At 73.6% G+C, this 12,726-nt stretch carries 7 protein-coding genes; 1 reads left to right on the top strand and 6 read right to left on the bottom strand.

The genetic code is table 11. The annotated features are described in order from the left end of the window. Nucleotides 1-52 precede the first annotated feature (52 nt). The 6 genes from WME83_RS30345 to WME83_RS30320 all read right to left on the bottom strand — a co-directional run bounded on the left by WME83_RS30345 (nucleotide 53) and on the right by WME83_RS30320 (nucleotide 11,650). Complete coding sequence (locus tag WME83_RS30345; RefSeq protein WP_437313195.1) at nucleotides 53-853, bottom strand: hypothetical protein; 801 nt, start codon at nucleotides 851-853, stop codon at nucleotides 53-55. A gap of 260 nt (nucleotides 854-1,113) precedes the next feature. Continuing rightward, on the bottom strand, nucleotides 1,114-6,624 hold the full coding sequence (locus WME83_RS30340; RefSeq protein WP_437313194.1) for a DUF4215 domain-containing protein: 5,511 nt from the start codon (nucleotides 6,622-6,624) through the stop codon (nucleotides 1,114-1,116). Nucleotides 6,625-7,101: 477 nt separating this feature from the next. Continuing rightward, nucleotides 7,102-8,316, bottom strand: a complete 1,215-nt coding sequence (locus WME83_RS30335; protein ID WP_437313193.1) for a metallophosphoesterase — start codon at nucleotides 8,314-8,316, stop codon at nucleotides 7,102-7,104. Between the two features lie 87 nt (nucleotides 8,317-8,403). Beyond that, nucleotides 8,404-9,921 carry a sensor histidine kinase gene (locus tag WME83_RS30330; protein ID WP_437313192.1) on the bottom strand — a complete coding sequence of 506 codons (1,518 nt, stop codon included), beginning with the start codon at nucleotides 9,919-9,921 and terminating at the stop codon, nucleotides 8,404-8,406. Further along, complete coding sequence (locus WME83_RS30325; RefSeq protein ID WP_437313191.1) at nucleotides 9,914-10,621, bottom strand: response regulator transcription factor; 708 nt, start codon at nucleotides 10,619-10,621, stop codon at nucleotides 9,914-9,916. The genes WME83_RS30330 and WME83_RS30325 overlap by 8 nt, the downstream gene beginning before the upstream one ends. A gap of 27 nt (nucleotides 10,622-10,648) precedes the next feature. Beyond that, nucleotides 10,649-11,650 (bottom strand): VOC family protein, encoded by a 1,002-nt coding sequence (locus tag WME83_RS30320; protein WP_437313190.1) that lies wholly within the window; start codon nucleotides 11,648-11,650, stop codon nucleotides 10,649-10,651. Between the two features lie 313 nt (nucleotides 11,651-11,963). On the opposite strand from WME83_RS30320, the gene WME83_RS30315 reads away from it, so the two are divergent. Further along, nucleotides 11,964-12,710 carry a hypothetical protein gene (locus WME83_RS30315; RefSeq protein ID WP_437313189.1) on the top strand — a complete coding sequence of 249 codons (747 nt, stop codon included), beginning with the start codon at nucleotides 11,964-11,966 and terminating at the stop codon, nucleotides 12,708-12,710. Nucleotides 12,711-12,726: the final 16 nt, after the last annotated feature.

Below are 12,726 nucleotides of genomic sequence, written 5' to 3'. Positions count from 1 at the left end.
GGGAACGAACCCGCCGCCCGGGTCAAAGCGGTGTCGGGGTTGGGACAGAGGGTCAAGCGGCCGTCGACGAGGTCGACGAGAGCCCCGCAGGCTGCGCACGCCGCGCGCGCTGCGCGAGACCGCGCAGCGAGAGCGCCGCGAGCAGCGCGACGAGCCACGCGAGGCCGTAGGCGGCCGCCGGGGGCATCGGGCCGAGCGCCGCGAGCAGCGCGACGAAGAACGCCGCGAACCCGAACAGGCCGCGCGCGAAGCCCGCGAGCAAGGCCACCGCGGCGGCCGCGCCGTGCCTGGACAGGGTGAAGCACGGAAGGACGTTGCCGGTGATCGGGACGGCGAGCAGCAGGCCGCTGAGGCCCGCGGGCGCGACGCCGGCGCCGCGCAGGATGCACCAGGCCATGGCCATCGCGGCCACCACGCGACAGGCGAGCTCGACGCGCGGAACGGCCGTCGAGGCAGGCGCCTCGCCGAGGCGCGGCAAGGCCAGCGTGCCCAGGGCAGGCGACAGCAGCGCCGCGGCGCAGGCCCACGGCGGGGGCAACCGCAGCGCGAGCAGCGCTGCCCCCAGCGACAGGAAAGCCACGTTGGCCGCCAGCAGCGCCGCGCCCCAGCGGAGGCGCGTCGCGCACCACGCAAAGACGACCCCATGAACGATGGTGGCCGGCAAGCACACCAGCGTCGCGAGCGCGATCGCGCTCGCCTGAGCGGGCGTCTCCTGCAGCAGCACGAAGCCCATGATCGGGCCGACGATCATCGGCAGCCCAGCGATCGTGCCGCCCACCGCGTGGCCGAAGCGCCGCGCCGCCAGCGAGGACAGCAGCACCGATGCGCCCACCAGCGCGAGCTTCAGCAGCACGCCGGCCGAGGCCTCCGTCGATGGCGCTGCAGGACGCGCATGAGTCGCCGGGCCCCTGTAGGGCCACGTTCCAGGGGAGACAATGCCAGGAGCTCTCCGATGGGCGCGGCGCAGGCTGCGGGCGCTGCTCCGCGTCGAGCTCGTACGGCAGGTTCAGGGAGGGGATGGGGCAGCGCGGCGGCCCCCGGGACGGGGCCGCTCGGGCTCGCGGGGGCAGGCCTGGGCCTCTGCCTGCGCCCCGCGCGCCCGGTCGCGGCGGGCTAGTTCGGAATGCCGTCGTTCTGGCAGGTCAGGCTGCAGCCGTCGCCGCTCACCTTGTTGCCGTCGTCGCACTCCTCGTAGGCGGTCTGGCGGATGCCGTCGCCGCAGTACGGGCCGTAGACGCAGCCCGGCGCGCACTTGCCGTAGCCGCCGGTGTTGTTGCCGTCGCCGTCGTCGCACTTCTCGTCGCCGTTGCGGATGCCGTCGCCGCAGCGCGGGCCGAACACGCAGCCCGGGCCGCACTCACCGTAACCGCCGTCGTTCTTGCCGTCGTCGCACTTCTCGCCGGCTTGAACGACCCCGTCGCCGCACTGGGCGCCGAGGCGGCAGTTCTTGCTGCAACCCGTGGCCTCGTTCGGCGGATCGCACTGCTCGCCCCACTCCTCGTTGACCTCGTTGTCGCCGCACTTGTCCGCCGGCGTGCAGTTGGGGAGGCAGCTGCCGTAGAAGCCGTCGTTCACGCCGTCGTCGCAGGTCTCCGTGCCGTTGACGACGCCATCGCCGCAGTACGGCCCGTACTGGCAGAGCGCGGTGCACCCGCCGTACTCGCCGCCGTTCTCGGCGGCGCCGAGGTCGCAGTCCTCCTCCGCGGGCTGGACGATGCCGTCGCCGCAGCGCGGCCCGTACACGCACGAGGGCGCGCACTCGCCGTACCCGCCGTCGTTGATGCCGTCGTCGCACTCCTCGCCGAACTCCGGCTGCAGCTCGCCGTCGCCGCAGTGCGCGCCGAGCCGGCAGCTCTCGCAGTTCGTGTCGGCCGCGCTGTCGCACTCCTCGCCCCACTCCGCGTCGACGTGCTCGTCGCCGCACTTCGGCGCCGGCGTGCAGCCCGGGGCGCAGGTGCCGTAGGTGCCGTCGTTCACGCCGTCGTCGCACGCCTCGGCGCCGTTCACCACGCCGTCGCCGCAGTACGGCGCGTAGTCGCAGGACGCGGTGCACCCGCCGTAAGCGCCGTTGTTCAGCCCGTCGCCGAGATCGCAGTCCTCCTCCGCGTCGAGGACGATGCCGTCGCCGCAGCGGGGCCCGAGAAGGCACGCGGGGCCGCACTGCTCGTACCCGCCGTCGTTCACGCCGTCGTCGCACTGCTCGCCGAGCTCCGGCTGCACGATCCCGTTGCCGCACTGCGCGGCGAGCCGGCAGTTCACGCAGGTCGGGTCGCTGCTGTCGCACTCCTCGCCCCAGTCCCGGTCGACGTGGCGGTCGCCGCACCTCGGCGCCGGCGTGCAGCCCTGGCCGCAGGTGCCGTAGGTGCCGTCGTTCACGCCGTCGTCGCACGTCTCGGCGCCGTTCTTCACGCCGTCGCCGCAGTACGGACCGTAGTGGCAGGAGGCGTCGCACCCGCCGTAGGCGCCGGTGTTCATCCCCTCGCCGAGGTCGCAGTCCTCCTCCTCCTGCAGGACGATGCCGTCGCCGCAGCGCGGCCCGAGGACACACGAGGGCGCGCACTGGCCGTACCCGCCGTCGTTGATGCCGTCGTCGCACTGCTCGCCGAGATCCGACTGCAGCACGCCGTCGCCGCAGTGCTCGCCGAGCTGGCAGCTCACGCAGCTCGGGTCGCTGCTGTCGCACTCCTCGCCCCACTCGGCGTCGACGTGGCCGTCGCCGCACTTCGGCGCAGGCGTGCAGTCCGGGTTGCAGGTGTCGTAGAAGCCGTCGTTGACGCCGTCGTCGCACGTCTCGGCGCCGTTGACCTCCCCGTCGCCGCAGGACGGCCCGATCTCGCACTCCGTCGTGCAGCCGCCGTAGCCGCTCGCGGTGTTGCCGGAGCCGAGATCGCACGCCTCGTAGGGCGTGTTGACCTGACCGTCACCGCAGCGGGGCGGGGCCACGCACCCCCGCGCGCAGGCGTTCGAGGTGTTGGCATAGGTGCTGTTGTTGACGCCGTTGTCGCAGGCCTCGGGGCCGTTCTTCACGCCGTCGCCGCAGTAGGCGCCGAGCTGGCAGTCGTTGCACTGGCCATAGCCGGTCCCGTTCGCGCGGCCGTCGTCGCACTCCTCGCCCGGCGTGACGACCGGCGGGTCGACCCCGCACTGCGGCGTGCACACCGACGTGCCGGCGCTGAAGCCCGCCAGCGTGAGCTGGTAGTTCGACCCGGTGACGTGGCGCTCGGCCTGGAACACCGCGATCTCGTAGACCTTGCCCGCCTCGAGGTTGAGGTCGACGGGGTAGGGGGCGAGGTTGGGGCAGCCGGGGTTGGTGCAGGGGGTCACCTGGGCGTCGCCGTTGTCCAGGATGGTCACGCTCTCCTGGATGCGCCCGTGGATGCCGCCGATATCGACGGTCAGCGTGTTCTTGATGAACACCCAGACGTCGTCGTCACCGTAGAAGGTGAGCACCGGGTCGGCCGCGGCGGTGTTCGGGTTGAACTGGAACCAGTACCGGACCTCGCTCGTGAAGTAGAAGTTGTGCCCGGCATCGCGCGGGTTCTCGTCCCCGGTGGCGAGGAGGCTGTCGAGCGTGGGATCGGCGCCGGGGGGGTCGATGTCCACCGGCCAGAACGGGCTCCGCTCGTACACGAACCTGCCGGGGGTCTGCTCGATCAGCTCGATCGTGGTGAAGAGCGTCCGGTTGAACTGCGGATTGTCCCGGTACCACCACTGGAAGTTGGTTTGCCCCGAGGTGTAGCCGTTGCTGCGGGCCGGCGTAAAGAAGCCGAGGCCGTAAGCGTTCACGGGCTTGCCGGCGGCGTCGAGCGTCTGCTGGACCGTGCCGTCGAGCTGCGAGTCGTCCGAGGGGGTGATCTCGAAGTCGAAGTGCCCGATGGGGTTGGTCGTCAGGCGGGCGTCGCACTGGCTGTTGCTCACGCTGCGGTTGTAGTCGCCCGGACACCAGCCGATGAAGTCGCGGATCACCATCGGCAGCCGCATCTCGGTGGGCGTCACGGTGCAGAGGTAGCCCGGCTCGACCGCGCACGTGGCGGAGCAGCCGTCGCCGCTCTCGGTGTTGCCGTCGTCGCACTGCTCGGTGGCGTCGCCGGGCAGGAGGATGCCGTCGCCGCAGATCGAGAGGCACGCGCCGGCCCTGCAGTCGGGCTCGCGCTTGCAGTCCGGCGTGCAGCCGTCGCGCCAGTCGCCGTTGCCGTCGTCGCAGACCTCGGTGCCCTCGACGACGCGGTTGCCGCAGTCGGAGTAGCCGCTGCAGTCCTGGGGCTCGAGGTCGTCGCACACCCGGCCGGGCTCGATCCGGCAGGTCTCGTCGCAGCCGTCGCCGTCGTCGGCGTTGCCGTCGTCGCACTGCTCGGCGCCGACCTTGACCCCGTCGCCGCAGAGGGTCTTGCACCGGAACCCGACGCGCGAGCAGTCCCACCCGTCCTCGATGGCCTCGCAGTCGGCGCTGCAGCCGTCGCCGTCGGCCGGCTCCTCGCCGTCGTCGCACTGCTCGTCGCCGCCGATCACGCCGTCGCCGCACACGGGCGGCGGGGGCGGGGTGCAGGGGCCGCCGGCCGGCGGGCACGTCCAGCCCACCTCGATCTTGCACTGCGGGGTGCAGCCGTCGCCGCCGACGGGGCTCACCCCGCCGCCGTCGTCGCACTGCTCGCCGAGCTGCACGACGCCGTCGCCGCAGAAGGTCCGCTCGGTGCAGGGCTGGCCCGGCCGGCAGCTCCAGCCGTCCTCGAGCCGGCAATCGGCCGTGCAGCCGTCGCCGGACACCGGCGGATCCTCGCCGTCGTCGCACTGCTCGCCGCCGTTCACGCGGCCGTCGCCGCACCGGTAGACGAGGATGCACGGCTCACCCGGATCGGGGCACACGTACGCCGGGTCCACTGCCTTGCAATCCGCGCTGCAGCCGTCGCCGTTCGCCGTGTTGCCGTCGTCGCAGATCTCGCCCGGGTCGACCGCGCCGTCGCCGCAGCGGATCAGGAGCTCGCAGGGCTGCCCCGGGTTCGGGCAGGTGTAGAACGCCTCCTGCCGGCACAGGCTCGAGCAGCCGTCGCCGCTCGCGGTGTTGCCGTCGTCGCACACCTCGCCGGTCTCCTTGAGGCCGTTGCCGCAGACGGGCAGCCGCGTGCACGGCTGGCCGGGCCGGCTGCACTGATACCCCTCCTCGCGCATGCACGTGGCGCTGCAGCCGTCGCCGGACGCGGGCGGGCTGTCGCCGTCCTCGCACTCCTCCGAGCCGTTCACGCGGCCGTCGCCGCACCAGTACTGGAGGGTGCAGGGCACGCCCGGCGTGGGGCACGTGTAGATCGGCTCCACCGTCTTGCAGTCGGCGCTGCAGCCGTCGCCGCTCGTGTTGTTGCCGTCGTCGCAGACCTCGCCCGGGTTGAGCGCGCCGTCGCCGCACCAGATGAGGAGCTGGCACGGCTGCCCCGGGGTCGGACAGGCGTAGAACGCCTCCTGCCGGCACAGGCTCGAGCAGCCGTCGCCGCCGGCGGTGTTGCCGTCGTCGCACTGCTCGCCGCTCTCGAGGAGCCCGTTGCCGCAGACCGGCAGGAGCTCGCAGGGCTGCCCGGGCCGGCGGCACACATAGCCCGGCTCGCGCATGCACGTGGCGCTGCAGCCGTCGCCGGACACGGGCGGGTCGTCGCCGTCCTCGCACTGCTCGCCGTTGTTCACGCGGCCGTCACCGCAGCGATAGAGGAGGGTGCAGGGCACGCCCGGCGTGGGGCACACGTAAAGCGGGTCGAGCACCTTGCAGTCGGCGCTGCAGCCGTCGCCGCCCGACGTGTTGCCGTCGTCGCAGAGCTCGCCGGGGTCCACCCTGCCGTCGCCGCACCGGATGAGCAGCTCGCACGGCTCGCCCGGCGTGGGACAGTTGTAGAAGGACTCTTGCCGGCACAGGCTCGAGCAGCCGTCGCCGCCCACCGCGTTGCCGTCGTCGCAGATCTCGCCGGTCTCCTTGACCCCGTTGCCGCAGACCGGCAGGAGCTCGCAGGGCTGCCCGGGCCGAGGGCACACGAAGCCCGGCTCGCGGATGCACGTGGCGCTGCAGCCGTCGCCGGACACCTCGTTGCGGTCGTCGCACGTCTCGGAGCCGTTCACCCGGCCGTCGCCGCAGTCGTAGAGCAGCGCGCAGGGCTCGCCCGGCGTCGGACAGACGTACGAGGGGTCGACGAAGTAGCAGTCGGCGCTGCAGCCGTCGCCGTCCGCGGTGTTGCCGTCGTCGCAGAACTCGCCCGGGTCGACCACGCCGTCGCCGCACGCGATGGTCAGCACGCACGGCTGGCCGGGCGCGGGACACTCGCAGTAGGGCTCGATCTCGCACAGGCCGGAACAGCAGTCGCCGGGCAGGCTGTTGCCGTCGTCGCACGCCTCGCTGGCCTGGTTGATCAGGCCGTCGCCGCAGGCGGGCTCCTGCGGCAGCTCGCACTCGGGGGGCGGGTCGTCGCCGGCGCAGGGATCCGGCCGCTCTCCGCCGCTGCCTCCCTGGCCGACGCCCACGCCGAAGTCGCTGCCGCCGCCGCCGCTCTCGCCGGAACCACTCGAGTCCGTGCCGGTCCCCGCGCCGCCTGCGCCGGGATCGCCCGTGGAGGGCGCCCCCCCGCCGCAGGCGGCAGCGACTTGCAGCAATCCCACCGCCAAAGCCAGATAAGACGTTCTCAAACTCACGACACACCTCGACGAACACGAGCGGATGCGCTCGGGCAGAAAGTCGACGACCCTGTTCCAGGGTAGCCTGGGCGCCCTTCACACCTCTAGACGAAAATCACTTCATCCTCCTCCACTCGGCCACATCCGCGCGGCGTCCCGTTCTCGGTGGACGCCACGAGAGCTCCGCTGACGATTGACGCGCGTTGCGCGACGCAGCGCCGGGTGGGGGCGGTGCTTCCTTTCTGCTGCTGTGGCACGAGCGGCCGCGCGGGTTCGCAACCCGGTTCGCGCTTGACATTTGCGCTCCGACCGGAGGTCGCGATTTCGTTGATGTACCAACGAGGTGAGCGCTCGGGAGCCGCCGCGCTCGGGGCGAAGACCGCTCTCCGAGAGGCGCTTTTGCGGCGCGGCCCCTGGCGCGCGGCGCGGCCCCTGGCGCGCGGCGCGGCCGACGCGTCATTCATGCTCTTTCAGGAGCTCGATGATCGGCGCCTCCGTGGGGCAGCCGAGCCGGAACGGGAACCAGTGGCCGAACCCCGAGGTCGTGTAGAGCCGGCGCTCGCCGCGCCGGTACGCGCCCCAGAGGTGGAGATCCGGAAAGAGCGCCTGAAATGCGCTCCGCCCGAAGAGGCCGACCTGGCCGCCGTGGGTGTGCCCGGCGAGGGTGAGGTGGAAGCCGTGCCGCGCCGCGGGCGCGAACCCCTCGGGGCGGTGGCACAGGAGCAGCCGGAAGGCGTCCTCCGGCGCCTCCGCGCTGCAGCGCGCGACGCTGCGCTCCAGGAACGCCGCCACCCGGTCCCGGTCCCACACCACCGGATCGTCCGCGCCGGCGACGTAGATCCTCGCGCTGCCGGCCTCGATCGTCGCGCCGCGGTCCACGAGCAGCTGCACCCGGCTCGCCTCGTAGATCGGCCGCGTGCGCTCGATGTCGCCGAGGTACTCGTGGTTGCCGAGCGAGGCGAAGATGCCGAGTCGAGGGCGATACCGATCCAGGGTTTCCAGCGCCGCCTCGAGCTGCCCGAGGTGATCGGCGACGTCGCCGGTGAGCACGATGAGATCGGGCGCGAGCGGCGCGACGCGCGCGAGCAGGGCCTCGAGATCCTCGACGTGGCGCGCCACCCCGAGGTGGAGATCGCTGAGGTGCAGGATCCGGAGCCCCTCGAGGTCGGGGGGTAGGTCGCGGAAGCGCATCTGCACGAGCGGCACGCGCGGCGGGTCCGGCGCGGACGCGAGCCCGCCGACGCCGGCGCCGGCGGCGGAGGCGGGCAGGATCGACAGCGACGCCCGGACGAGCGCCCTGCGGGAGACGGCGGGCGCGGCGGCGGGCGGCGGGGCGGGGCGGGGCCGCGCGGGCGGGCGGAGCGCGGCGATCGCGGCGGCGAGCAGCGACGCGACGAACAGGCCGAGCGTCGCCGGGCAGAGCACGACGAGCGCCGTCCACGCGAGGCGGACGCCGAGGGCGGCCTCGGCGCCGCGCCCGGAGCTCCAGAGCAGCATGCCGGCGGCCGGCGCCGCGGCGAGGGCGGCGATCGCGGCGGCGGCCGCGCGGGCGAACCGGGCGCGCCGGCCGGCCGGGCGCGCGCGGGAGAGCAGCCACACCGAGGCCGCGGCGAGCGCGAGGGTGGCGAGGAAGAGGTTCAGCGTCTGGGGGAGGGGCAGGGCAGGCAGCACGACCCGAGGGTGCGCGCCGGCGCGGGACCCCGCGCGGAGCGGCCGTGAAACGCCGAGGCGGCCCGCGTGAAAACGGCGTGAACGCCGTCACCCGGCCGGCGCGAGCGGCAGCTCGACCGCGAAGGTGGCGCCCCGCCCCGGGTTCGACGCGGCGCTCACGGCGCCGCCGTGCGCCTCGACGATGGCGCGGACCAGCGCGAGCCCGAGCCCGCTGCCCTGCTCGCGCCCGCGCGTCGTGAAGAAGCGATCGAACACCCGCGGGAGATCTTCCGCCGAGATGCCGGGGCCGGTGTCGGAGACGCGGATCTCGACGCGCCCGCCCTCGACCACGTCGACGCTCACGTGCACCTTGCCGCCGTCGCCCGAGAACGACGCCGCGTTCTCGAGCAGGTTGCGGAGGACGGACTCGAACCGGTAGGCGACGCCGACGACCCGCGCGCTCGCGGCCCCGGAAACGGTGAAGCGGACCCTGGCGAAGCGCTCGTCGTCGGCCATGGCGACGACGAGCCCCCGCGCGAGCGCCGCGACGTCGACCCGCTCGCGCGCCTCGTGGAGCATGCCGGCCTCGGCGCGGGCGAGCTCCAGGAACTGGCTCACCAGCGTGTCGAGCCGGTGGCTCGACTCCTTGAGCAGCCGCGAGAGCCGGGCGGCCCGCTCGCGCTCGGCCGGCGCCTCGGCGAGCGCGTCGGCGCAGCCGCGGATCGTGGCCACGGGGTTCTTGAACTCGTGCACGAGGTCCGCGACGAACGCCTCGTTCGCCTTGCGACGCTCGGCGAGCGCCGCGAGCAGGGCGTTGAACGCCGCGGCCACGTCCTGCATCTCGGCCGACCCCTGGAGGGGGAGGTCGGCGCTCGGGGTGGGCTCGTGGATCTTCGCGAGCGCGCGCCGGCGGAGCGCCTCGAGCGGGCGGACGAACCGGCTCGTGAGCCACAGGGCGAGCAGCAGCGACAGCGGCAGGGTGATCGCGACGAGGCGCGGCAGCTCGATGCGCAGGTAGAGGAGGTGCGCGACCGGGCGGCGCGAGCTGTCCTGCGCGTAGACGTACCCGTGCCGGCTCGGGTGCACCGCGTGGCAGACGAGGAGCGAGGCGTTCTTCGTGAGCTGGCAGTTGCGCTGCGGGGTCCCCTGCTGCGCCCCCTGGAACTCGGGGCGCTCGGCGATCGGGCCGAGGGACGCGTCGAAGGTCTCCAGGGCCTCGGCCTCGACGGCGCCGAGGAGCAGGTCGCCGATGCGCTGGCTGAGGTCGGTGCCCTGGTCGTAGTCGAAGTCGGCGACGACGGCGCCCGCGGCGTCGAGGACCCGGAGCCGCAGCAGGTGCTCCTCGGCGACGGCCCGCACGGCGGCGAGGGCGCGCGCGTCCGGGGGCGCGGCGGCGCCTTCGTGGGGCGCGGCGGCGCCTTCGTGCTCGTCGAGGGCGGCGGCCGCCACGCGGGCGCAGAACTCGGCGTTGGCGACGAGGTGCGAGAGCACGCGGCGCTCCACGCTCAGCCAGGCGAGCACGAGGAGCGTGGGCGCGAACAGGACGGCGACGACGAGCGCCGTCACCCGGAAGCGCAGCGAGCGGAAGAAGGGGAGCGGGCCGCCCTGCGCCCTCCCGTCACCCACGGAAGGCCCGGAACCGGTAGCCGGCGCCGATCACGGTCTCGATGCGATCGAACGCGGGGTCGACCTGCTCGAGCTTCCGCCGCAGCCTCCGCACGTAGGTGTCGACGATGCGGTCGACCACCACGGTGTCGTCGCCGCGCACGATCGAGAGCAGCCGGGCGCGGGAGAGCACCAGGTCGGGGCGGCGGACCAGCGCCTCGAGGAGGCGGAACTCGGTGACGGTCACCGCGACGTGGCGGCCGTGGAAGAGGACCTCGAGCCGGTCGGGCGAGAGCTTGAGCGGGCCGCTCTCGATCGGCGCGGGCGGCGCGGGCTCGGCCTCGGCCTTCGTGCGCAGGGCGTCGCGGCGCAGGAGCGCGGCGACGCGCGCGAGGAGCACGCGCATGCTGAACGGCTTGGCCATGTAGTCGTCGGCGCCGAGGTCGAGGCCGAGGGTCTCGTCGATCTCGCTGTCGCGCGACGTGAGCAGGATGAGCGGCACGGCGTCGCCCTGCTCGCGGAGGCGCCGGCACAGGGAGAAGCCGTCGAGCCCCGGCATGTTCACGTCGCAGACGACCGCCTCGGGCCGCTCCTTGCGGAGGAGGGCGAGCGCGGCCGTCCCGTCGCGCGCGGAGAGCGTCGCGTGCCCCGCCTCCTGGAACGCGAGCGCGAGCACCTCGAGCAGGGAGGCGTCGTCGTCGACGAGGAGGATGCGTGCCATGCCGCGCTCCCCCGATGGTCGCACGGTTCAGCCCGCTTTCACACCCTCGGCCTGCCGGAACAGGATCGCGACGCCGAAGGCCGACGCGGCTGGGACGAAGAGGTCCCCCGAGGCCGACGCCCTCAGCGGGAAGCCGTTCCCTTCCAGGAGCTTCCGCGCGGCGGAGGCGTCGCGCACCGCGACCGTGTAGGCGACGAAGGCCGGGAGCGCCGGGGCTCGCTCGCCCGGCAGGATCGCCTCCAGATCGCCGTCGGCGACGAGGGTGACGCGGGCGCCGTCGAGATCGAAGACGCGCGCCGGACCGTCGGCGCGCGCTGCGCGGCCGAGGTACGTCGCGTAGCGGCGCTCGACCTCCGGCAGCGCCGCCCGGGCGACGCAGAGCACGGCGTCGACGAGGTCCACCGCGCCGTTCGGATGATCCATGTGGAGCTGCGCCTCGAGCAGCTCTGCGGGCGGGTTCTCCGCGATCGCGAGCCGCCCCTCGGGCGCGCGGCCCGGCCCGGCGTCCTCCGGAGCGCTGTCGAGCTCGATGAAGCGGAGCGCCTCCACCCGCGGTCCTCGTGCGGTGTCCACCGGCCGCCGGACCGCGCTGACGCCCCCGTGGCGGATGCCCTCCGCGCTCAGCCTGGCGGCCGCGGCGTCGGCGTCGGGGGTCTTGAACGCGAGGATGTGCAGGCCCTGGAAGCGCGCGAGGCACGCGGCGATCCTGGCGACGGTGCTGCGGATGGCCTCGGTGAGCCGCGGCAGGTGCTCGGGGGGCGCCTGGATGGGGACGAGCTTGGCGTCGCTCGGGATCCCGCCGGGATCGTCGTCTCGGACGCAGCTCACGAGCTCGACGAAGTTGCGCCGGAAGTTGGCGTGGGTGTTCGCGGCGCCGAACGGCCTCGGGGGCTCGCCCTCCCGGGGCGACAGCATGGGGTAGGCGGGCGGCGACAGGCGGAAGCCGAGCCGGCGGTAGAGCTCGAGCCCTTCCTTCATGTCGCTCACGACGTGGCCGACGTGGTGCAGGTGATCGATGTCACGACCCATTCAGGTCACCTCCGCCTCCTCGAGCGCTGGAGAAGCGAGACCGCCGCAGGAGGCATCGGCGGCTCGCCCGCGGAGCCTAGCCGACGGCGCGACGGCCCAGGTCGCGAGCGCCGAGACGATCTGTGTCACGGCACACTGGAGAGCACCCGCTGGCGCTTTGTGGCACAATTGTGTCAAAAGCGAGTGTGCCTGCCGCGAAACAGGCCCGTTTTCGTGGCGGGCACGAACTGTGATTGATCAGTGCCAGCGGAAGCCGTGCCTCGCCTACGGCACATTTTTGTCGTCGAGTGCCAGCGGCTTCCGGGAGAACATCATGCCTTCTTTCTCAATCTTGAGGGGTTCCTCGCTGCTCGCGTTCCTGGTGAGCGCATTCCTCGTGGGCTGCCCGGGCGATGATGCCGGCCCTGGCGGCTCCGGTGCCTCCGGCGGCTCCGGCGGCGCCGGGGGCGACGAGACCGGCGGCGGCGGCGCCGGGGCGGGCGACACCGGCGGCGGCGGCGCCGGGGCCGGCGACACCGGCGGCGGCGGCGCTGGGGCCGGCGACACCGGCGGCGGCGGGGCGAGCTGCGACGACGTGCTCGATGACGAGGCGCTCGAGGAGCCGGTCTCGATCGTCGTGACGAACGAGCGGAGCACGCCCGTGTACCTGACGCCGGGCGGCTGCGCCCCGGTCGGGTGGTCCGTCGACGGCAAGAGCATGTTCGAGGCCGCGATTCCGACCTGCGAGGGCCTGCACGAGGGTGAGCCCGGCGGGGACGCGTGCGGGCCGTCGTTCCAGGAGCTCGCGGCCGGCGCGTCGGTCACCGTCGAGTGGCACGGCCGCCTCGCCGAGACGATCCCTGTGGTCGACAGCTGCGTCGCTCCTTCGATCTCCGCCGAGCACGAGACGTGCGGCCGCCTCGCGCTCGCCGGCGACGGATCCCACGAGCTGGAGCTCACGGTCTACCTGGAGCTCGACGAGGAAACGGAGATCGGCACGTCGCCGCTCCCGGCCATCACCGTGCCCTTCACCCTGCCGACCGAGAGCATCGCCGTGACCATCCCGGCAGAAGATCCGTAGTCCCGGCGCTCCTGTC

This window comes from Sorangium sp. So ce385, from assembly GCF_051474135.1.
In the GTDB taxonomy this organism is placed as follows: domain Bacteria; phylum Myxococcota_A; class Polyangia; order Polyangiales; family Polyangiaceae; genus Sorangium; species Sorangium cellulosum_D.
This window is presented reverse-complemented; position numbering and strand designations above follow the sequence as displayed.

Coding starts and splice junctions, on each gene's coding strand:
- WME83_RS30325 (WP_437313191.1), bottom strand. CDS start 10,621: ATGGCACGCATCCTCCTCGTCGACGACGACGCCTCCCTGCTCGAGGTG.
- WME83_RS30320 (WP_437313190.1), bottom strand. CDS start 11,650: ATGGGTCGTGACATCGATCACCTGCACCACGTCGGCCACGTCGTGAGC.
- WME83_RS30315 (WP_437313189.1), top strand. CDS start 11,964: ATGCCTTCTTTCTCAATCTTGAGGGGTTCCTCGCTGCTCGCGTTCCTG.